Annotated in this window: 17 protein-coding genes; 8 read left to right on the top strand and 9 right to left on the bottom strand. The window is 72.3% G+C overall.

Annotated elements, in window-relative coordinates; translation table 11 throughout:
* Positions 1-63: 63 nt before the first annotated feature.
* The 3 genes from ABZU76_RS41780 to ABZU76_RS41790 all read right to left on the bottom strand — a co-directional run bounded on the left by ABZU76_RS41780 (position 64) and on the right by ABZU76_RS41790 (position 2921).
* Positions 64-1113: a tetratricopeptide repeat protein gene (locus ABZU76_RS41780; protein WP_354880886.1), complete on the bottom strand. Its 1050-nt coding sequence runs from the start codon at positions 1111-1113 to the stop codon at positions 64-66.
* Between the two features lie 166 nt (positions 1114-1279).
* Positions 1280-2221, bottom strand: coding sequence for a tetratricopeptide repeat protein (locus ABZU76_RS41785; RefSeq protein WP_354880889.1), 942 nt, complete (start codon positions 2219-2221; stop codon positions 1280-1282).
* Between the two features lie 34 nt (positions 2222-2255).
* Complete coding sequence (locus tag ABZU76_RS41790) at positions 2256-2921, bottom strand: helix-turn-helix domain-containing protein (RefSeq protein WP_354880892.1); 666 nt, start codon at positions 2919-2921, stop codon at positions 2256-2258.
* Between the two features lie 159 nt (positions 2922-3080).
* Between ABZU76_RS41790 and ABZU76_RS41795 the strand changes: the two genes are divergently transcribed.
* The 7 genes from ABZU76_RS41795 to ABZU76_RS41825 all read left to right on the top strand — a co-directional run bounded on the left by ABZU76_RS41795 (position 3081) and on the right by ABZU76_RS41825 (position 14649).
* A complete protein-coding gene (locus ABZU76_RS41795) occupies positions 3081-4580 on the top strand; it encodes an amino acid permease (RefSeq protein WP_220238367.1) in 1500 nt (499 codons plus the stop codon).
* Between the two features lie 10 nt (positions 4581-4590).
* Positions 4591-5421 carry an urea amidolyase associated protein UAAP1 gene (locus ABZU76_RS41800; RefSeq protein WP_354880895.1) on the top strand — a complete coding sequence of 277 codons (831 nt, stop codon included), beginning with the start codon at positions 4591-4593 and terminating at the stop codon, positions 5419-5421.
* Positions 5418-6038: an urea amidolyase associated protein UAAP2 gene (locus ABZU76_RS41805; RefSeq protein WP_220238365.1), complete on the top strand. Its 621-nt coding sequence runs from the start codon at positions 5418-5420 to the stop codon at positions 6036-6038. The genes ABZU76_RS41800 and ABZU76_RS41805 overlap by 4 nt, the downstream gene beginning before the upstream one ends.
* Positions 6035-9598: an urea carboxylase gene (gene uca / locus ABZU76_RS41810; RefSeq protein WP_354880900.1), complete on the top strand. Its 3564-nt coding sequence runs from the start codon at positions 6035-6037 to the stop codon at positions 9596-9598. The genes ABZU76_RS41805 and uca overlap by 4 nt, the downstream gene beginning before the upstream one ends.
* On the top strand, positions 9595-11184 hold the full coding sequence (locus tag ABZU76_RS41815) for an allophanate hydrolase (protein WP_354880903.1): 1590 nt from the start codon (positions 9595-9597) through the stop codon (positions 11182-11184). Before uca ends, ABZU76_RS41815 begins: the two co-directional genes overlap by 4 nt.
* 117 nt (positions 11185-11301) lie before the next feature.
* Positions 11302-12537: a thiolase family protein gene (locus ABZU76_RS41820; RefSeq protein WP_354880906.1), complete on the top strand. Its 1236-nt coding sequence runs from the start codon at positions 11302-11304 to the stop codon at positions 12535-12537.
* Complete coding sequence (locus tag ABZU76_RS41825) at positions 12538-14649, top strand: 3-hydroxyacyl-CoA dehydrogenase NAD-binding domain-containing protein (protein WP_354880909.1); 2112 nt, start codon at positions 12538-12540, stop codon at positions 14647-14649.
* 48 nt (positions 14650-14697) lie between these two features.
* Here the strand turns inward: ABZU76_RS41825 and ABZU76_RS41830 are convergent, their stop codons facing one another.
* From ABZU76_RS41830 to ABZU76_RS41855, 6 genes are all read right to left on the bottom strand, one after another.
* Entirely contained in the window at positions 14698-15039 is a 342-nt protein-coding gene (locus ABZU76_RS41830; RefSeq protein ID WP_354880912.1) for a hypothetical protein, read from the bottom strand.
* A 174-nt stretch (positions 15040-15213) separates the two neighbouring features.
* Positions 15214-15738: a permease-like cell division protein FtsX gene (locus ABZU76_RS41835; protein WP_354880915.1), complete on the bottom strand. Its 525-nt coding sequence runs from the start codon at positions 15736-15738 to the stop codon at positions 15214-15216.
* 44 nt (positions 15739-15782) lie between these two features.
* Positions 15783-16295 carry a hypothetical protein gene (locus ABZU76_RS41840; RefSeq protein WP_354880918.1) on the bottom strand — a complete coding sequence of 171 codons (513 nt, stop codon included), beginning with the start codon at positions 16293-16295 and terminating at the stop codon, positions 15783-15785.
* Positions 16296-16325: 30 nt separating this feature from the next.
* Positions 16326-17471, bottom strand: coding sequence for a HAMP domain-containing sensor histidine kinase (locus tag ABZU76_RS41845; protein ID WP_354880921.1), 1146 nt, complete (start codon positions 17469-17471; stop codon positions 16326-16328).
* Positions 17471-18145: a response regulator transcription factor gene (locus ABZU76_RS41850; RefSeq protein WP_220238356.1), complete on the bottom strand. Its 675-nt coding sequence runs from the start codon at positions 18143-18145 to the stop codon at positions 17471-17473. The genes ABZU76_RS41845 and ABZU76_RS41850 overlap by 1 nt, the downstream gene beginning before the upstream one ends.
* 98 nt (positions 18146-18243) lie before the next feature.
* Entirely contained in the window at positions 18244-19725 is a 1482-nt protein-coding gene (locus ABZU76_RS41855; protein ID WP_354880924.1) for a PucR family transcriptional regulator ligand-binding domain-containing protein, read from the bottom strand.
* Positions 19726-19832: 107 nt separating this feature from the next.
* Here ABZU76_RS41855 and ABZU76_RS41860 point away from each other — a divergent pair, with 107 nt between their 5' ends.
* Positions 19833-21284, top strand: coding sequence for a sodium:solute symporter (locus ABZU76_RS41860; protein WP_354880927.1), 1452 nt, complete (start codon positions 19833-19835; stop codon positions 21282-21284).
* Positions 21285-21293 lie beyond the last annotated feature (9 nt).

The following is a 21293-nucleotide window of genomic DNA, read 5'->3' on the forward strand; positions in this document are numbered from 1 at the left end:
CCGGCCTGAGCCGCTGCTGCGCCTGCCGTCGATGGCAGCATCGCGCCTTGGTCCTGAAGCGGGTCACACCTCGCTGAGCCAAGCTGCAGCCTCGAGCGTCCGCGAATGGGCAGGGCCGAGGACCGCAGTGAGGCCGGCAACCACGGTTTCCAGGCCGCGGAGGGCCTCCTCGCGGTGGCCACGACACGCCGCAACGCGCGCGAGTGTCGCGTGCGCTGCGAGAAGGGCGGGGTGGCCGAGCGGCCAGGCGCCGGCGGTCAGCGCGGCGCCCGCTTCGTGTTCGGCGGCGTCGAGGTTGCCGGTCTCCAGGTAGGCCCGGGCGAGCGAGGAGCGAATCAGCAGAGACTCGCGGGAGTGTTCCGGGCGGCCGGCGAGGATCGAGCCCAGCAAGGCGGCGGCTTCCTCGGCTTCGCCAGCGCGGCGCAGGGCCGTGGCTAGAGCCTCGCGAAACGCGTCGGTGCCGTGGCGGGCGAGGAGCTCGCGCAGGGGCGCGATGGCAGCTCGCGGATCGCCCCGACCGGCGCGGATCACCAAGCCGATCGCGGCAGCCGTATCGCGCCGGCGGTCGGTGGTGGCGTGGGACGCGAGCTCGGCGAGCAAACGCTCGGCCTCGTCGAACCGGTCGAGCGCCCGCAGCACGGAGACCTTGCCGTAGCCGATCGTCAGCGTCACCGCGTGGGCCGGGCCGAGTTCTGCCGCGCAGGTGCGCAGGTGGGTGTCGAGCACGTCAAGCGCCTCCGCGTAGCGCGCCGCAACCACGAGCGCTTGCGCGACGAGGAGGCGGGCGTGGAACGTGCCGGGCTGCTTCGCGCCCCACGTTCGTTCGTAGGCCTCGGCGGTCTGCGCCAGAACCGGGATGGCCTCGTCCGGGCGGCCCTGCTCGACCTGGCTGAGGGCGAGGTTCGTCCAGGCGGCCAGCGTGTTGGGGTGTCGCGCGCCGACCACCCGCGCCTCGGCGGGCGCAAGCTCCGCGAACAAGACTTCGGCGGCGGGCCAATCCCCCGTCTTCATGAGCAGGCAGCCCAGATCGAACCGGCGCTCCAAGGCAGCCAGGCTTTCGGGATCACGAGCCTTCGCCAGCACTGCCCGCAGCCTGGCCACCTCGTCGGCCACCGAGGGTGCGGTGCGGGAACGGAAGAGTTTCATTGCCGGCGGCCACGCGGTCTGAGCACCGGAGCAGTCTGCCGGACCCGGCCAACGCGGTCGAGGACCGCTTGTGCCCAGGCCTAGTGGCCGACCCACCCGGCACCGGTACAGGGAGGGCTCCGGGCGCAAGTACTCAGCCGAAGCGGTCCAGAACCTCCTGCGCCGCAAGCACTTCCGGATGTCCCACCGGCCACGCCACCGCCGCCAGCACCGCGCGGGCGTGGAACGCCGCCACCTCCGGGTCCGGGTGGATCTGCGCCAGCGTGCCGCGGTTGCGCAGCACCGGCCGCCACCCGCCCCAGAACTGGGCGACCAGGTCCGTCAGCAGGGCGGCGGCTTCGGCGTGGTCCTCGTTGGCCACGAGGGTGTCCGCGAGGCACTGCCGGAAGAAGCCGTGCCGAGGATGCCGAGCAGCAAGATCACGCAGGGGTGGCAGCGAAGCCGCCGCGTTGCCCTGTTCGGCGGTGATCTCGAGGCGCGCAGCCTCCGCCCAGTCGAGGTCGAAAGGCTTCTTCAGATGCGGCACGATCTTGTCCGCCAGTTCGCGCAGGGCCTCGTCCTGGCGGTCGGCATCGCACAGTGCGATCAAGTCGCCGAAGCGGACTTCGCGGGTCAGCGGGTCGGCGTCGCCGAGTTCGGAGGCGCAGTAGCGGACCACCGACGCCGACGCGGCGACACGCTCGTCGATGCGGTTGGCCACACCCAGGGCCTCGACGAGCATGCGGCGGCACCAGATCGTGGCGGCTTCGGGGCCCCAGGTCTGCTCGTAGACGTCCTCCGTCTCGGCCAGCAGGGGCACGGCCTCGTCGGGGCGGCCCTGCCCGGACCACGACATCGCGAGCTGCACCCAGAGGCGCAGCGTCTCCTTGCTGCGCGGGCCGAATTCGCGGGTCATGGGCGGGACGAGCTCGCGGAAGACCGGCTCCGCGTCGCGCCATTCGCCCAGTTCGCCCAGCCGGACGGCGACCCCGAAGCGCTCCAGCAGGTCACGCGCGCCTTCGCGGCCGCGCGACCACGCCGCCGAGCCACGCAGCGCGGCTGCCTCGTCGAACGGTCGCGAACGGAAGAACTTCACAGGCACCACCGAAGCGATGTGTCCACAATGCGCATTATGTCCGACCGTCCACAGTGAGCAGCGCGCGGGCCGCCGCTCGCAGCGTGTCGTCCGGTTCGCCGAGGCCGGCCAGCCGGACGACGGCGTCGGCCGCTTCGCGAGCGTGGGCCTCGACGTCGAGCGCCGGGTCGTCGCGGCGCGTGATAGCGGTGCTCTCCACCAGGCCGAACACCAGGTCCGTGCGGATCGCGGGCGCACCGGCGATCCGCACGAGCGTGCCGTACGCGGCCTTGAGCTCGGCCCGATCCGCGCGGAACCCCGCGAGGTTCGGCGACGACACCTCGGGCAGCAGGTACAGCGCGCCGATGTTGTGCCGGGCCCCGCCGAGCAGCCGCACGTCCGCGTAGGCCAGCGCCCACAGCCGCACGCTCGCCGGCTCAGCCGAGGGCGAGGAGACCAGCCCGACCGCGACCGCCAGGGAAGGCCGGACCGTGGCCGCCAGCAGTTCGGCCAGGATGTCCTCCTTGGCCGGGAAGTGGTAGTACAGCGACGCCTGCCGCAGGCCCGCGCGCTCGGCGATCGCGCGGGTGGTGGTCGCCGCGTACCCGGCGCCGGTGAACAACTCCCCCGCCGCGTCGAGCACCGCCTCGCGCGCGTCCTGGCGGCTCGCCGCCGCGCCGCTCGCGCGCGGCCGCCCCACTCCCGTCGCCTTCCCGTCCACCCGACCGATCCTGCCAGGCGCCCCGTCGTGTTACGCGCGACAGCCCCTTCCGGAAACACCCGTTAACACTCGCCTTACGCGGGCGAGACGGCAGCGACCCACCGGCGGCTTAATTTCGGTCAACCGATCGAAATACCCGCCAGCAGACGGGAGCCTCGCATGCCCGCGCCCTCGGTCCCCTCCGACGACCTCACGCAGTTCGGCTATCGCCAGGAGCTCCGCCGCAGCTTGGGCGGCTTTTCCGCCTTCGCGGCCGGCTTCTCCTTCGTCTCGATCCTCACCACCGTCTTCCAGCTCTTCGGGTTCGGCTACACCTTCGGCGGCCCGCTGTTCTTCTGGTCGTGGCCGTTCGTGCTCGCCGGGCAGATCCTCGTCGCGCTCGTCTTCGCGGAGCTGGCCGCCCGCTACCCGCTCGCCGGATCCGTCTACCAGTGGGCCAAGCAGCTCGCGCGCGGTTTCGCCGGCTGGCTCGCCGGCTGGATGATGCTGCTCGGCTGCGTTGTCGCACTCGCCGCCGCGGCGATCGCGCTGCAGATCGTGCTCCCCTCGGTGTGGAGCGGGTTCCAGCTCGTCGGCGGCGACCCGTCGGTGACGTCGCCGACCGGTGCCACGAACGCCGTGCTGCTCGGCACGCTGCTGATCGTCTTCACCACGGTGGTCAACGCCGCCGGAGTCCGCGTGATGGCCCGCATCAACGACGTCGGGGTCGCCGCGGAGCTGATCGGCGTCGTCGTGCTCATCGGCGGCCTGGCACTGTTCGCCGTGCGCGGGCCGCAAGTCGTGGTGCACAGCGTCCCGGTGAGCGATGGCGCCTCCGCGGCCGGGATCGGCGGCGTGCTCGCTTCGGCGCTGATGGCCGCGTACGTGCTGTACGGGTTCGACACCGCGGCCTCGGTCGCAGAGGAGACGCGCGACGCCCGCCGGGCGGCCCCGCGAGCCGTGCTGCGCGCAGTGCTCGTGTCCGGCCTCGGCGGCCTCGCCGTGGTGCTCACCGCGCTCATGGCCGCACCGAGCCTCACCGACGGCGAGCTCGCCGGGCACGGCCTGCCGTACGTGATCACGGCCGTCTTCGGCGACACCTTCGGCCGGGTCTTCCTCGCCGACGTCGCGATCGCCGTGATCGTCTGCACGCTCACCATCCAGACCGGCACCATCCGGCTGATCTACGCGATGGCCCGCGACAACGCGTTGCCGTTCTCCGCACGCCTCTCCGGCGTCAACCCGCGCACCGGCACGCCGCTGTGGCCCGCCGTCATCTCCGGTGCGCTGGCGATCGCGCTGCTCGGCGTGAACGTCGGCAATCCGACGCTGTTCAGCACGATCACCGGCACCTCGGTGGTCGTGGTCTACCTCGCGTACCTGCTGGTCACCGGCCCGCTGCTGGTGCGCCGGCTGCGCGGGCGCTTTCCCGCCGAGCCCGGTCTGTTCTCGCTGGGACGCTGGGCGGTCCCGGTGAACGTCGCCGCGGTCGCCTACGGCGTGGTGATGATCGTGAACATCGCCTGGCCCCGCGCGGAGATCTACGACCTCGCCGGCTCGGGTTCGCCCTGGCTGCTGCTGTTCCCCGTCGAGTTCGTCGGCGCCGCCCTGCTGATCGGCTGGTTCTGCTGGCTGCGGCTGCGCCGGACCACCGCCCCCGCCCTCGAACCCGCGGTCTGAGAGGACGTCCATGAGCACCACAGCAACCACGTACGGCGCGCGCGACCACGCCCGCGCCCAAGCCGGCACGGTCGTCGACACGATGCCGACGATCCCGGCGACCGGGTGGCCCGCGCCGCCCGGAGTCGAGCCCGCCGCGCTGACCTGGGCCGAGACCGTGGCGGGCGGCGGCTACACGCACAAGGTCCTCGCGCGCGGCACCCGGCTGCGGCTCACCGACCTCGAGGGCGACGCCTGCGCGCACCTGCTGCTGTTCAACGCCGACGGGCCGTGGGAACGGCTCAACGTCGCCGACACCGTGAAGGTGCAGTGGAACGCCTACCTCGGGGAATCCGTCGCACTGCTCTCGGACCAGGCCCGGGTGCTCGCGACCGTCGTGGCCGACACCGGCGGCCGGCACGACGCGTTGTGCGGTACGTCCACTGTGGACGGCAACACCGAGCGCTACGGCGACGGCGCACCTGAAGGTCCCTCGCCGGCCGGGGTACCGCTGTTCACGCTGGCGGCGGCGAAAAACGGCCTGGAGCCACGGGATCTGCCGCCCAGCCTGTCGTTCTTCCAGGGTGCGCGGGTCGACACGGACGGCGGGCTCGAGTTCACCGGCTCCGCGGGCGCCGGGGCCTCGGTCGACCTGCGCGTCGAACTGCCGGTGGTCGTGCTCCTGGCCAACACCGCGCATCCGCTCGACCCGCGCGAGGACTACACCGTGACGCCGCTGCGCGTCCTCGCCTGGCGGGACCGGCCCACGACTCCGGACAGTCCGGAGTGGACCCACACGCCGGAAGCTCGGCGGGCGTTCGAGAACACCGCCGACTACCTCACCGCCCGGGGGCTCGCATGACCACGACCGTGCTCGACGTCGAAGTGCCCGCGCGGGCGCCGTTCTCCACCGTGCTGCGCCGCGGCCAGGAGCTCACGATCATCGACCTCGGCGGCAACCAGGCCGTCGACTTCCTCTGCTACGACGCGAACGACACCTCCCGCCGCTACAGCGCCGCGGTGACGATCGCCGCGCAGCGCAACATCTTCCTCACCACGGGCAGCGTGCTGCGCACCGGCGAGGGCGCGCCGCTGGTCACCGTCGTCGCCGACACCTGCGGCCGCCACGACACGCTCGGCGGCGCGTGCAGCAAGGAGTCCAACAGCCTTCGCTACGGCCAGCACACGCGGTTCCAGCACGCCTGCGCCGACAACTTCCTCATCGAGGGCAGCAAGTGGGGCCTCGGCAAACGCGACCTCGTGAGCAACGTCAACTGGTACATGAACGTGCCCGTCGAGGCCGACGGCACGCTCGGCATCGTCGACGGCCTCTCCGCGCCGGGCCTGGAAGTCCGGCTGCGCGCCGAGACCGACGTGCTCGTGCTCGTGTCCAACTGCCCGCAGATCAACAACCCCTGCAACGGGTTCGACCCGACGCCGGTGCGGATGGTCGTGACCGAACCGGAGCGTGCGGCGTGAAGCTGCTGGTCGCCAACCGCGGCGAGATCGCCGTGCGCCTGCTGCGCGGAGCCCGCGAGCTGGGCATCCCCACCGTCGCCGTGTACTCCGACGCCGACCGCACCGCGCCCCACGTCCGCCTGGCCGACGAGGCCGTGCGGCTCGGCCCAGCACCCGCGGCCGAAAGCTACCTGCGGGCCGACGCGATCATCCGGGCCGCGCTCGACACCGGGGCGGACGCGATCCACCCGGGGTACGGCTTCCTCAGCGAGGACACCGCGTTCGCCCGTGCCTGCGAGAGCGCAGGGATCGCGTTCGTCGGCCCGGCGCCGGAGCACCTGGAGGTGTTCGGCAGCAAGCACACCGCGCGCGAGGCCGCGATCGCGGCCGGAGTGCCGTTGCTGCCCGGCACCGGGCTGCTCGGCGACCTCGACGAAGCCCTGGCGGAAGCGGCCGGGATCGGCTATCCGGTGATGCTCAAGGCGACCGGGGGCGGCGGCGGGATCGGGATGCGCGCGTGCGCGTCGGCCGAGGAGCTGTCCGCCGCGTGGGACACCGTTCGCAGCGTCGCGGCCAAGAGCTTCGCCAGCTCCGGCGTGTTCCTGGAGCGGCTGGTGACGAGCGCCCGGCACATCGAGGTGCAGGTCTTCGGCGACGGCGCCGGCGAGATCCTCGCGCTGGGCACGCGCGACTGTTCGCTGCAGCGGCGCAACCAGAAGGTCGTGGAGGAGTGCCCTGCGCCGGATCTGCCGGACGCGGTGCGGCGGCAGCTCGCCGACGCGGCCGTGGCGCTGTGCTCGTCGGTGCGCTACCGCTCGGCCGGCACGGTCGAATTCGTCTACGACCCCGTGCGCGAGGAGGCCGCGTTCCTCGAGGTCAACACACGGCTGCAGGTCGAGCACCCGGTGACCGAGGCGGTGTACGGCATCGACCTGGTCGGCTGGATGCTGCGGCTCGCCCAGGGCGACCGCGGGATGTTCACCACCGCACCCGGAACCACCTCACCCGAGCCGCACGGGCACGCGTTCGAGGCCCGCGTCTACGCCGAGGACCCGAGCGCGAACCACCGGCCGAGCGCCGGACTGGTCACCGGCGTCTCGCTGCCGCCGGGCGTCCGCGTGGACACGTGGATCGAGGCCGGCACCACCGTCACCACGCACTACGATCCCCTGCTGGCCAAGGTGATCTGCACCGGAACCGATCGCGCGGACGCGCTGGCGAACCTGCGTGCGGCCCTCGCGGTCACCGGTGTCGGCGGGCTGCGCACCAACCTCGGTCAGCTCCGCGCCGCGGCCGTCGATCCGGCGTTCACCAGCGCCACTCACGACACCGCCACGCTCGACGGCGTCACCGACGACGAGCCGCGGATCGACGTCGTGCGCGGCGGCACGATGACCACCGTGCAGGAGTGGCCGGGCCGCACCGGGTTCTGGCACGTCGGGGTGCCGCCGTCCGGCCCGATGGACGACCTGTCGCTGCGGCTGGGCAACCTGGCGCTCGGCAACCCCGAGGGCGCGGCCGGCCTGGAGTGCACTGTGGACGGTGTCACGCTGCGGTTCTCCGCCGACACCACTGTCTGCGTCACCGGTGCCACGGCACCCGTGCTGCTCGACGGTGCCCCGGCTCCCGGGTGGACGCCGATCGTGGTCCCGGCCGGCGGCACGCTCGATGTCGGCGCGGGCACGGCCGGGCTGCGCAGCTACGTGCTCGTGCGGGGCGGACTCGTCGTGCCCGAGTTCCTCGGCAGCGCGGCGACGTTCACGCTCGGCCGGTTCGGCGGCCACGGCGGCCGGGCGCTCGCGGCGGGCGATGTGCTCACGCCCGGCGCCGAGCCCGCGGACCCGGTCGCCGGCGCCGTCCCCGCCGGCGACCGGCCGCGGCTGGGTACACAGTGGACGATCGGCGCGCTGGAAGGACCGCACGCGGCGCCGGAGTTCTTCACGCCGGCCGACATCGAGACCTTCTACCGCACCGACTGGCAGGTGCACTTCAACTCCGCGCGCACCGGCGTCCGGCTCGTCGGGCCGCGCCCGCAGTGGGCGCGGGAGGACGGTGGTGAAGCCGGGCTGCACCCGTCCAACATCCACGACACGCCCTACGCGATCGGCGCCGTCGACTACACCGGCGACCTGCCGATCCTGCTCGGCCCGGACGGCCCGAGCCTCGGCGGGTTCGTGTGCCCGGCGACGGTCGCCACCGGCGAGCGCTGGAAACTCGGCCAGCTGCGTCCGGGTGACACCGTGCGCTTCGTCCCGATCGACACCGACCACGCCGCGGCCCTGCGCCGCCTACCGGCGGTGCCGCTGCTCGCCAGCCGAGACGCCCTCGACGACGGCGGCGTGCTCGCCCGGCGGATCGCACAGGACGGCGAGCCGTCGGTGACCTACCGGCGCAGCGGCGATGACAACCTGCTCGTCGAATACGGCGACATGACCCTCGACCTCGCGCTGCGGATGCGCGTCCACGCGCTGGCGGAGCGCCTCGCCGCCGAAGGCGTGCCGGGGATCGTCGACCTCACGCCGGGCATCCGGTCGCTGCAGGTGCACGTCGACCCGGACGCGCTGCCGGTCGGCAAGGCCCTCGGCCTGGTGCGCGAGCTGGAAGGCGACCTGCCGGGCACCGCGGACCTGGTGGTGCCGAGCCGCGGGGTGCGGCTGCCGCTGTCGTGGGACGACCCGGCGACGCGCGAGGCGATCGAGCGGTACATGACGGGCGTGCGCGACGACGCCCCGTGGTGCCCGTGGAACATCGAGTTCATCCGCCGCGTCAACGGTCTGTCTACTGTGGACGAGGTCTACCGCACGGTGTTCGACGCCGAGTACCTCGTGCTCGGCCTCGGCGACGTCTACCTCGGCGCCCCCGTCGCCACCCCGCTGGACCCGCGGCATCGGCTGGTGACCACGAAGTACAACCCGGCCCGGACGTGGACGGCCGAGAACTCCGTCGGCATCGGCGGCGCCTACCTGTGCATCTACGGAATGGAAGGGCCGGGAGGGTACCAGTTCGTCGGCCGCACCGTGCAGGTGTGGAGCGGCTGGCACCAGCGCGGCGCGTTCAAGCCGGGGTCGCCGTGGCTGCTGCGGTTCTTCGACCGGATCTCGTGGTACCCGGTGTCGGCCGACGAGCTGCTGGACCTGCGGGCGCGCGGCTCCGCCGGGCAGCTGGAGCTCGACATCACCGACGGGGAGTTCCGCCTCGCCGACTACCAGCGGTTCCTGGCCGACAACGCCGAGAGCATCGCCGGGTTCCGCACCACGCAGTCGGCGGCGTTCGAGGCGGAACGCCGCGCGTGGGCCGCCGCGGGCGAGTTCGACCCGAAGCCGGAACCCGTCACGAGGCCGCCGGCCCGCGTGCAGGCGCCGCCGGGCGGCCACGTCGTCGAGGCCCCGTTCGCCGCCACGGTCTGGCGGGTGGACGTCGAGCCCGGCACGCGGGTGGACCACAGGCAGTCGCTGGTCACGCTGGAAGCCATGAAAACCGAGGCGCGCATCCCCGCGCCCGCCGATGGAAAGGTGCTCGAGGTGCTCGTGTCCCCCGGTGACCAGGTCGCGCCCGGCACCCCGCTGGTGGTGCTCGGATGATCCGCGAACGCGTGCACGCCGCGTACCGGCGGATCGAGCAGGTCGACCGACCCGAGATCTGGGTCGGCCTGCGCCCGGAGGCCGAGCTCCTGGCCGAAGCCGAAGCACTCGAGGATCGGTACACCGCCGGGGATCCGCTCCCGCTCTACGGGCGGCTCGCCGCGGTCAAGGGCAACATCGACGTCGCCGGGTTGCCGACCACCGCCGGGTGCCCGGCGTATGCCTACGAGCCCGAAGCGGACGCACCCGTCGTCGCCCGGCTGAAGGCGGCGGGTGCGCTGGTGCTCGGCACGACGAACCTCGACCAGTTCGCCACCGGGCTGGTCGGCACGCGCAGCCCGTACGGCCCAGTGCGCAACGCGGTCGATCCGGCGTACGTGTCGGGCGGGTCGAGCTCGGGGTCCGCGGTCGCCGTCGCGCTGGGGATCGCGGATCTCGCACTCGGGACGGACACGGCGGGCTCGGGCCGCGTCCCGGCGGCGTTCAACGGGATCGTCGGGCTGAAGCCGACGCCGGGGCTGCTGCCGACGGACGGCGTCGTGCCGGCGTGCGCGAGCATCGACTGCGTGTCGATCTTCGCGCGCACGGTGGGCGAAGCGGAGCTCGCGCTGCGGTGCCTGTCGGAAGAGAGCGCGGTCCGGATCGGCGTCCCGGCTTCCCTGGGCCCGCTGGAGGACGGCTGGGCCGAGGCGTATGCCGCGGCGGTCGCGGACTACGCCGCGGCCGGTGCGGTGGTGACCACTGTGGACTTGTCGCCTTTTCTCGCCGCGGCGCGGCTGCTGTACGAGGGTTCGTTCGTCGCCGAGCGCTACACCGCCGTCGGCGAGTTCGTCGAGAAGCACCGCGACGACGTCGACCCGACCGTCGCGGGCATCATCACCGCGGCCCGCGACCTCCCCGCGCACCGGGTGTTCGCCGACCAGGCCACGCTCGCCGGGCTCAAGCGCGAGGCCGATGCCATGCTCTCCACTGTGGACGCCCTGTTGCTGCCGACCACCACCGGGCACCCGACGCTCGCCGAGGTGGCCGCGGACCCGGTCGGCACGAACGCCGCCCTCGGTCGCTTCACAAACTTCGCCAACCTGCTCGGCTTGTCCGCGCTCGCCGTGCCCGCGGGGACGGTCGGTGGGCGGCCGTTCGGGGTGATGCTCGTCGGCCCGGCCGACGCGGACGCGAAGCTGGCGGCGCTGGCCCGCGGCGTCGAGGACCGCGTGCGCCTCGCGGTTGTCGGGGCGCACCTGCGGGGGCAGCCGCTCAACCACGAGCTGACGTCTCGCGGCGGCCGCTTCGTCACCGCAACCGAGACCGCGCCCGAGTACCGGCTGCACGCGCTGGCCACGACCCCGCCGAAACCGGGGCTCGTGCGCGTGGCCGAAGACGGCGTCGCGATCGCGGCCGAGGTGTGGGATCTCCCGGTGGCCGGCTTCGGCGCGTTCGTGGCGGCGGTCCCGGCACCGCTGGCGATCGGACGGGTGCGCCTGCACGACGGTTCGGAGGTCTCGGGGTTCCTGTGCGAGCCCGCGGCGCTCGCCGCCGCGGAGGACATCTCGGCGAAGGGTGGCTGGCTCGCCCACCTGCGTTCCTGAGGGCCGGGGCCGCCCGGGAGTGTGCCGTCGCCCACTCGTCCGGGCCACTCCCCTGGTTACCCGTGGGTAACAAGGGCTATCGTGCGGACAGGATTTCTGTCTACTTCAGGAGCATTCGTGGCCGCACCAGCAACGCCGCCTCTTGCGCCGACCGCGCGTGGGGTACGCAACGTCGTGTTCGTCGAAGGGGTACGCACCCCCTTCGGCAAGGCGGGTGACAAGGGCATCTACGCCGGGACCCGCGCGGACGACCTGGTCGTCAACGCCATCCGTGAGCTGCTGCGGCGGCACCCCGAGCTGCCGCCCGAGCGCGTGGACGACGTCGCCATCGCCGCGACGACCCAGATCGGCGACCAGGGCCTGACCATCGGGCGCACGGCCGCCCTGCTGGCCGGCCTGCCGAAGTCCGTGCCGGGCTTCGCGATCGACCGCATGTGCGCCGGCGCGATGACGGCCGTGACCACGGTCGCGAGCGGCATCGGCTTCGGCGCTTACGACATCGCCATCGCCGGCGGCGTCGAGCACATGGGCCGCCACCCGATGGGCGAAGGCGTGGACCCCAACCCGCGCATCATCGCCGACAAGCTCGTGGACCCGACCGCGCTCGTCATGGGCCAGACCGCGGAGAACCTGCACGACCGGTTCCCCGAGATCACCAAGGAGCGCACCGACGCCTACGCCGCGCGCAGCCAGGAGCGCTATGCCGAGGCCGTGAAGACCGGCAAGATCGGCCCGGAGCTCGTACCGGTCGCCACCCGGTCGAAGGAACTCGGCTGGGGACTGGCCACTGAGGACGAGCCGCCGCGCCCGGGCACGACCGTGGAGCAGCTGGCGAAGCTCAAGACGCCGTTCCGGCCGCACGGCCGCATCACCGCGGGCAACGCCGCGGGCCTCAACGACGGCGCGACCGCGTCGCTCCTCGCCGACGAGGAAACCGCGCGCGAGCTGGGCCTGCCCGTCGCGATGCGGCTGGTCGGCTACTCGTTCGCCGGCGTCGAGCCCGAGGTCATGGGCATCGGCCCGATCCCGGCGACGGAGAAGCTGTTCAAGCGCACCGGGTTGTCGATCGACGACATCGGCCTGTTCGAGATCAACGAGGCGTTCGCCGTGCAGGTGCTCGCCTTCCTCGACCACTTCGGCATCGACCAGGACGACCCGCGCGTGAACCAATGGGGCGGCGCGATCGCGTGCGGCCACCCGCTGGCCTCGTCCGGCGTGCGGCTGATGACGCAGCTGGCGCGCCAGTTCGCCGAGCGCCCCGACGTGCGCTACGGCATGACCACCATGTGCATCGGCATCGGTATGGGCGGCACCGTGATCTGGGAGAACCCGGCGTTCGAGGGGGCGAAGTAAATGACTTTCACCGCTGAAGAGGCCAAGGCCACGTTCCCCGACGAGGTCGTGACCACCGCCGTCACGCGCCTGGTGAAGGTGCCCGGGCTCGCCAAGCCGGTCGCGCTGATCACGCTCGACAACGGCCACGACCACACCCGGCCGAGCACGTTCGGCCCGCAGGGCCTCGTGTCGCTCAACGCCGCGCTGGACGCGGCATTCGAGGCCGAGCCCGCGGCGATCGCGGTCACCGGCAAGCCGTTCATCTTCGCCGTCGGCGCGGATCTGTCCGGTGTGGAGGCCGTGTCGGACCCGGCGCTGGCCCGGAAGATCGCGCAGACCGGCCACGACGTGTTCCGCCGGCTCACCGAGTCGACGATCCCGACGTTCGGCTTCGTCAACGGCGCGGTGATGGGCGGCGGGCTCGAGCTCGCGCTGTCGTGCCACTACCGCACGCTCTCGGAGAACACCGCCGCGATCGCGTTCCCCGAGGTGTTCCTCGGCCTGTTCCCGGGCTGGGGCGGCACGCAGCTGCTGCCGAACCTCATCGGGGCCGACGCCGCCGTGACCGTGATCATCGAGAACGCGCTGGCGCAGAACAAGATGCTCAACGTGAAGCAGGCGGCGGAGCTCGGCATCGTCGACGAGGTGTTCGGCTCGGCCGACTACCTCGAGCAGTCGCTGCTGTGGCTCGCCAAGGTCGTGAACGGCGAAGTCACCCCGGCGCGACGCGAGATCGACCGCGGCGCCGGCTGGGACGCCGCGGTCGCGCGGGCGAAGTCCATCGTGGACGGTCGCACGCACGGCGCGTCGCCGGGTGCGACGAAGGCCGTGGAGCTTCTGGAGCTGGCGCGGGAGAACGATCTCGACCGCGGGTATGCCGCCGAGACGGACGGCCTGGCCGAGCTGCTGATGTCCGACGTGCTGCGCGCCGGGCTGTACTCGTTCAACCTCGTGAACAAGCGCGCGAAGCGGCCGGCCGGTGCGCCGGACAAGTCGTTGGCGCGCAAGGTGAACAAGGTCGGCATCGTGGGCGCGGGCCTGATGGCGAGCCAGCTCGCGCTGCTGTTCGTGCGCCGCCTCAAGGTGCCGGTGGTGCTCACGGACGTCGACCAGGCACGCGTCGACAAGGGCGTCGGTTACGTCCACGACGAGATCGACAAGCTGCTCGCCCGCAAGCGCGTGTCGCCGGACGCCGCCAACCGCCTCAAGGCGCTGGTGACCGGGTCGCTCGACAAGGCCGCGTTCGCCGACGCCGACTTCGTGATCGAGGCCGTGTTCGAAGAGCTGGGAGTGAAGCAGGCGGTGTTCGCGGAACTGGAGCAGCACGTGTCGCCCGAGGCGATCCTGGCGACCAACACGTCGTCACTGTCGATCACGGCGATGGCCTCGAAGCTGCAGCATCCCGAGCGCGTGGTGGGTTTCCACTTCTTCAACCCGGTCGCCGTGCTGCCGCTGCTGGAGATCGTGCGTGGCGAGCAGACCGACGACGCCACGCTCGCCACGGCGTTCTCGGTCGGCAAGCAGCTGAAGAAGTCGAGCGTGCTGGTGAAGGACGCCACGGCGTTCGTCGTCAACCGGCTCCTGCTGCGCTTCCTCGGCGAGGTGCTGGTGTCCGTGGACGAGGGCACGCCGTTCGAGGTCGCGGACTCGGCGCTGGAGCCGCTGGGCCTGCCGATGTCGCCGCTGAACCTGATGCAGCTCGTGGGCCCCGCCATCGCGCTGCACGTGGGCGAGACGCTGCACGGCTCGTTCCCCGACCGCTTCACGGTGAGCGAGAACCTCGCCAAGTTCGTGCAGGCGGGCAAGAAGGGCGTGTGGACCTGGGACTCCTCGGGCACCGCGTCCGTCGACCCGGAGGTCGACGCCCTCTGGACGCGCGGCGGGTCGCCCTCCACGGCCGAGCAGGTGCGTGACCGCGCGCTGAACGCCATCGCCGAGGAGATCCGCATCATGCTCGACGAGGGCGTGGTCGCGGAAGCGCAGGACATCGACCTGTGCCTGCTGCTGGGCGCGGGCTGGCCGTTCTGGAACGGCGGCATCACGCCGTACCTGGACCGCGCGGGGGTTTCGGAGCGGGTGAACGGGAAGCCGTTCCTGGCTCCGGGTGTGGCTTCGGTGCCGGTGGCTTGATGTTCTCGGGGCGGCTGTCCTGTGTGGACGGCCGCCCCGGTTCGGCGCTTACGCGCAGACGTCGCCCTGTGCCTCCGGGGCGTACTTTTCCTGCGCGGCCTCGAGGTCGAACGTCTTTGTCTTCTGCGCGTCCGGGAACCGCTGCTTCAACTCCGCGGCGTAAGCGTTGAGGTCGGTGCCCGGCACCGGAAGCACGGCCACCGTCGCCGGCATGGCGCTCTCACTCGTCGCGGCGATTTTCGCCGGATCCTGCTGGTAGATCTTCTTGAACTCCATCCAGGTCAGGGCCTGGGTGTCGAGGTAGACCCGGCGGGCCTTCGGGTCGTTCCGGAGCACGGCGGCGGCGCTCCGCATCGCGTCGTCGTCGCGGAAGTAGACCTGCACGGCCATGCAAGACTGATGTCCGGTTGTCGGCGGCGATGTCCGGTTCGCCGCCAACACCATGGGCCGCACGGCTCCGGCGACCAAAAACGCGGCACCTGCGCCCAAGCCGAGCGCGACCACCAGAACCGGCGCGAGCCAGCGCCACAAACGAATCCCCATGCGCCGATTCTTCCTGACCCGTCAGAACTCTCCCGCGCGCGGGCAGGCCGGGCCCCTTTTGTCCGGCTCCACTTTCTGGCGGACGGCATTGACGTCGAAGGGCTGGGCGTTCTTCGCGGTCGGGAACCGCTTGCCGAGCTCTGTCGCGTAGGCGGTGAGGTCGGTGCCTGGCACGGGGATCACGGTCACCGAGGCCGGTATGTTCTCCGGGCCTGCCTGGGCCAGCAGATCGGGGTCGTCCTTGAACAGCTGCTGGAAGCGCACCCACGCCTCGGCCTGGGTCTCGGTGTACACGTGCCGCGCCTTCGGGTCGTCGGCGAGCGCGGCGGCGGCCCTGAGCATCTCCTGGTCGAGATCCCGCCCGGGCACACCGGCGTCGAAGAACACCTGAACGGCCGCGCACGGCCGATGCCCTGCCAGCGGCACCGGTGTGCGATCCACCGGCAGCGGAGCCGGCCGCACGGCCGCCCCGACTACTAACGCCAGCCCGACGCCCGCGCCCAGTGCGAGCACCAGCACCGGGGCGAGCCAGCGCCAGATACGCATCCCCATCATCCGATCATCACCCACGCGGCCGGGACCGGTCCCCGTCAGTACTCGCCCGCACGCGGGCAGGTCGGGGCGTCGCGAGGTTTGCCGAACTTCTCGTTGAAGGCGTTGACGTCGAGGGAGTAGACCTCCTGCGCGTCCGGGAAGCGGGTCTTCAGGCGGGCGGTGTAGGCGACGAGGTCGGTGGCGGGCGGCGGCACGACGGTGACCACCGCGGGCGAGCTCTCCTCGCCGCCCAGGCCGTTCAGGATCTCCGGATGGTCCTTGAAGCCGTCGCGCAGAGAGAGGAAGGACTCGCGTTTGGTCTCGACGAAGACCAGCCGCGCGTCGGGATCGTCGTGGAACGAGGCGGCCGCGCGCCGCATCTGCTCGTCGGTGTCGAAGTACGCCTGCACATCCCGGCACGGCTGGTGCGCGGCGAGCGGCACCGGCGTGCGGTCGATCGGCAGCGGATCCGGCCGCACGGCCATGCCGACCACGAAGGCCAAGCCGACGCCCGCGCCGAGCGCGGCCACGAAAACAGGCGCCAACCAGCGCCACAAGCGAATCCCCACGCACGATCATCAGCGCGGCGCGCGGGAACGTTACCGGGCGGGAACTCCTTGCGGACCCGACGGCAGGTGCACCGTCACCGTCAACCCGCCGCCCACCACGGGTTCCGCGGAGATCGCGCCGCCGTGGGCCTGGACGGCGGCGCGGACGATCGAGAGGCCAAGGCCCGCGCCGGAGCGGGCGGTGCGGGCGACGCCGGCGCGGCGGAAGGGTTCGAACAGCTCCGGCACAGCCGCCGGGTCCAGCAGGCCGCCCGACGAGCGCACGCGCAGCGTGGACCACTGGAGGCCAGGTGTCGTGGTGACCTCGAGCCAGCCGTTGTCGACGTTGTGGCGCACGGCGTTCTCGACGAGGTTGCCGGCGATGCGTTCGAGCAGCGCGGGGTCGCCGAAGGCGGGGGCGGCCGCCGTGGCGAACTCGGCGCGCAGGCCACGCGCCGATGCCTCCGCGCGCACAGCCGCCCACGCGCGTCCGACGAGCACCGCCAAGTCCACCGGCTCCCGCAGCACCAGGCCGGCGCCGTCGGTGCGGGCCAGGAGCAGCAGGGAGTTCACGAGCTGGCCCGCGCGGTCCGTGGCGTCGCGGACCACGCCGCCCATCCGACGGAGTTCTGCCTCGTCGGCTTCCTCGTCGGACAGCGTGACGTCGAGCTCGGTGCGGATGACCGAAAGCGGCGTGCGCAGCTCGTGGCTCGCGTTGGCGACGAAGTGGCGCTGCGCGTCGAACGCGGCCTGCAGGCGGTCGAGCATGTCGTCGAAGGTCTGGGCCAGCTCCGCCAGCTCATCGCGCGAGCGGATGTCGCCGATGCGCTCGCCCATCGACTCCACCGACAGCCGCCGCGCGGTGCCGGTGATCTCGCGCAGCGGCAGCAGCACGCGCGAAGTGAAGGTCCACGCGAGGATCGCCGCCGCGGCCACGACGAAGCAGAACGCCAGCGAGCCGAAGATCAGCACCCGATTCACGGCGTGCGTACGCAGGTGCTGCGCGAGCGTGGACGCGTCGACGTCGACCCCGTCCACGCGCACGATCGTGCCGGGCGGCATGTGCGGCACGGCGTCCACCGCGTCGCCCACGAGCGACCACGCCAGCCACAGCAGGAGCAGCCCGGCCGCGGCCACCAGCACGGTCGCGAGGATCGTGACCCGGGCCCGCAGGCTGCGTGTGCCGGGCAGGTTCACTACGCGCCGGCCTCCGCGACCGGCACGCGGTAGCCCGAGCCCACCACGGTCTCGATGATCCCCGGCTCACCCAGCTTCTTGCGCAAGGTCATCACGGTCACCCGCACCGTCGTGGTGAACGGGTCGGCGTTCTCGTCCCACACCCGCTCCAGCAGCTCCTCGCTGCTGACCACCGAACCCGAGGCCGACAGCAAGACCTCGAGCACGCCGAACTCCTTGCGCGTCAGGTCGATCGGCCCGCTCGCGCGGCGCACGATGCGCTTCGCCGGGTCCAGCTCCACGTCGCCCGCCGTGAGCAGCGGTGGCGCGGCCGGCGTCGCGCGGCGGCCGAGCGCGCGCACGCGGGCGACCAGCTCGGGGAACGCGAAGGGCTTCGCGAGGTAGTCGTCCGCACCGAGGGACAGCCCGTCGACCCGGTCGGAGACGGAACTGCTCGCGGTGAGCATGAGCACCCGCGTGAGTTCGCCCGACGCGACGATCTCGCGGCACAGCTCGTCGCCCGACATCCCGGGCAGGTCGCGGTCGAGCAGCACCACGTCGTATCGGGTGACGGACGACTTCTCATGCCCGTCGTCACCGGTCAACGCGACGTCCACCGCCATGCCCTCACGGCGCAAGCCGCGGGCGATCGCGTCGGCCAAGGGCTCTTCGTCTTCGACTACCAGAACACGCACGAGACCACAATCCCACAGTTTCCTGAGAGCACCTGAGAGACCTGAATGGACACTCCGGGCCACCTCACGCGCAGCTCACGGCGAACGTCGAGCCGGCGTCACGACCAGCGCAACGCGAACCACAGCCGCATCCTCGTCTCCGGGTCCGAAAGATCCACGCCGAGCGCCCGTTCGGCCTGCCCGATCCGGTGCCGGACGCTGTTGCGGTGCACCCCGAGCTCGGCGGCCGTGCGGTCCCAGCCGCCGTGGTTCGCGAGCCAGGTGCGCAGCGTCGGCACCAGCTCCCGGTCCTGCGCGCGGTCCACCTCCCGCAACGGCGCCAGCACCCGCTCGGCGAACCCCGCCGCGGCACCGGGCGCGACGAGCGCGTCGAAACCCAGCGGATCCGCGGCCGCCACCGGGCGCCCGAGGGCCTGCGCCCGGGCCAGCAGCAGCTCCGCCTCCGCGAGCGCGCCCGGCAGCCCGTCCGCGGTCACGGGCGACCCGGCCACCGCGAGCCAGCCGTGCTCGCGCAAGCCGTCGAGTTCCGGCGACGCACCCACCACCGCCAGGAACCGCGGCCCGGGCAGCACCTGCACGAGCGGGGTGTCGAGCCGCGCGCGCAGCCAGTCGTGGCGCACGGCGACCTCGTCCGGGCCCCGGCGGTGCGCGACCCCGGCCACGAGCCGGCACTCCCCCGTGCCCAGCAATGTCGTCAGCACGTCCACGCCGCCCTGCCCGAGCAACAGCCCGGTGGCCGCCGCGCCGAGTTGCGCGGTGTCGGACCCGGCGCGGCCGACGAGCCCGAGCAAAGCCGCGCCGACAGCGAGGATCGCGCGGTCACCACCGTCGAACCGGCGGCGACGCCCGAGCACGAGCAGGTGCGCCGCCGTCGCCTGCGGGTACACCGGCTGCGCCACCACGTACGTGCTGTCGGGCAGCTCGGTGGTCGCACTGCGGATGCCGGTGCCCGCGCGCAACGTCGTGAGCAGGTCCGTGACTTCGCGCGGCAACGGCTGCGGCGCATCGTGGCCCGCCACGAGCGCGTCCGCGGGCCCGACGAGCGCCACCCAGCCCCGCAGCCGCTCGGCCAGCGCCGTCACGAGCGCCCCCATGCCGTCGCCCGCAGCGCGCGTGAGGGCCTCACGCGCGACGGCCGTCCGGCGCTGTTCGCGTTGCCCCGCCTCGGCGAGCTCGACGGCCACGGCTCGGCTGATCGCGAGGAACGGCGTGCGCGGCGGCACGACGACCAGCGGCAGGCCGTGGCGCACGCACGCGTCGCGCAGCGGCTCCGGCAGGGTCTCCGACACCGTCGGCGTGAGGCCGAAGCCCAGCGCGGTCACGCCGGCGTCGCGCAGGCGGCGGACGTAGTGCCCGGGCTCGCGCGGCAGGTTCACCCCGGCGGTGAGCACCAGCTCGGCGCCGAGCAGGTAGGGCGCGGGATCGTCGAGCTCGCTCACGTGGGCCCAGCGCACGGGCGCGTCGAGCGCACCCGGCCGCAAAGTCTCCCTCACGACGTCGAGCGCGAGCTCCGGGTTGCCGACAACCGTCCGTAACGGAACATTCACTTCCACGGACTCGTGCTCGAGCTTCTGGGTCATTTCATCCCCGCTTCCGACGGTTCTTGGCCGGATCGTCCCATGCCGGAGCGGTGGTGCACGAACCTACGGTGGCCCGAACAACCCCGCAGAGAACCGAGGAGGACCCCGTGGGCGGCGACTACGCGGTGATCGCGCTGTACATCGCGGGCATGATCGGAGTGGGCTGGATCGGCCTGCGCCTGGCGAAGACGAAGTCCGACTACCTCGTGGCGGGCCGGCGGCTGGGCTGGTTCATGTACTCCGGCACGATGTCGGCCGTCGTGCTCGGCGGCGCGTCCACGGTCGGCGGCGTGAAGCTCGGTTACACCTACGGCGTCTCGGGCGCGTGGCTCGTGGTCACGATCGGCGTCGGCATCCTCGTGCTCCACGCGGTGTTCGCGCGGCGGCTGGTGAAGCTGCGCGTGTACACCGTCGGCGAGATGCTCGACCTGCGCTACGGCGGCCGCACCAGCGCCGTGTCCGGGGTCGTCATGTGGGGCTACACGCTCATGCTCACCGTGACCTCGACGCTGGCGTTCGCGTCGATCTTCAAGGTCCTGTTCGCCATCCCGAGCTGGGCCGGCATCGCGATCGGCGGCTCGATCGTGGTGCTCTACTCGGTGCTGGGCGGCATGTGGTCGATCACGCTCACCGACATCGCGCAGTTCGTGATCAAGACGATCGGCATCCTGTTCGTGCTGCTGCCGATCGCCCTCGTCTCCGCCGGCGGCTTCGGCGGGATGGCCGAGAAGCTCGACGCCACCTACTTCGAGTTCACCTCGATCGGCGGCGAAACCATCCTCACGTACTTCCTGATCTACACCTTCGGCCTGCTCATCGGGCAGGACATCTGGCAGCGCGTGTTCACCGCCCGCACCCCGCGCATCGCGACCGGCGGCGGCATCATCTCCGGCGTCTACTGCCTCGTCTACGGCGTGGCCGGCGCGCTCATCGGCACCGCCGCGAAGGTGCTCTACCCCGACCTCGGCAGCGCGCAGGACGCGTTCGCCACCATCGCCGAACGCCTGCTGCCGACCGGCGTGCGCGGGCTGGTGCTGGCCGCCGCGCTGTCGGCGCTCATGTCGACCTCCAGCGGCGCGCTGATCGCGTGCGCCACCACGACGACGTCGGACCTGCTGCGCAAGATCGGACTCAAGGGCGGCGAGGTGCTGCGCAACCGCGTCACCACGTTGGTCCTGGGCATCGTCGCCATCGGCATCGCGATGGTCGTGGACGACGTCGTCAACGCGCTGACCATCGCCTACGACATCCTCGTCGGCGGCCTGCTGGTCACGATCCTCGGCGCGCTGTTCTGGAAGCGCGGCACGCGCCAGGGCGCGTACGCGTCGATGGTGGCCGGCACCGGGTTCGTGGTCGCGTTCATGATCATCGACGGGGTCGCGGCCAACAGCCCGATCTACTGGGGCCTCGGCGCGAGCCTGATCGTGTACGTCGCGGTGAGCCTCGCGACGCCGCGCACCTCCGAAGCCATCCTGTCGGTCTGGACGCGGCGCTTGAACGGTTCCGCGGCAGACGAAGAGAAAGCGGCAGCGGAGACCCCGGCCGCCGCGAAGGCCTGAACACCCCAA

The sequence above is a fragment of the Amycolatopsis sp. NPDC005232 genome (genome assembly GCF_040607795.1).
GTDB lineage: Bacteria > Actinomycetota > Actinomycetes > Mycobacteriales > Pseudonocardiaceae > Amycolatopsis.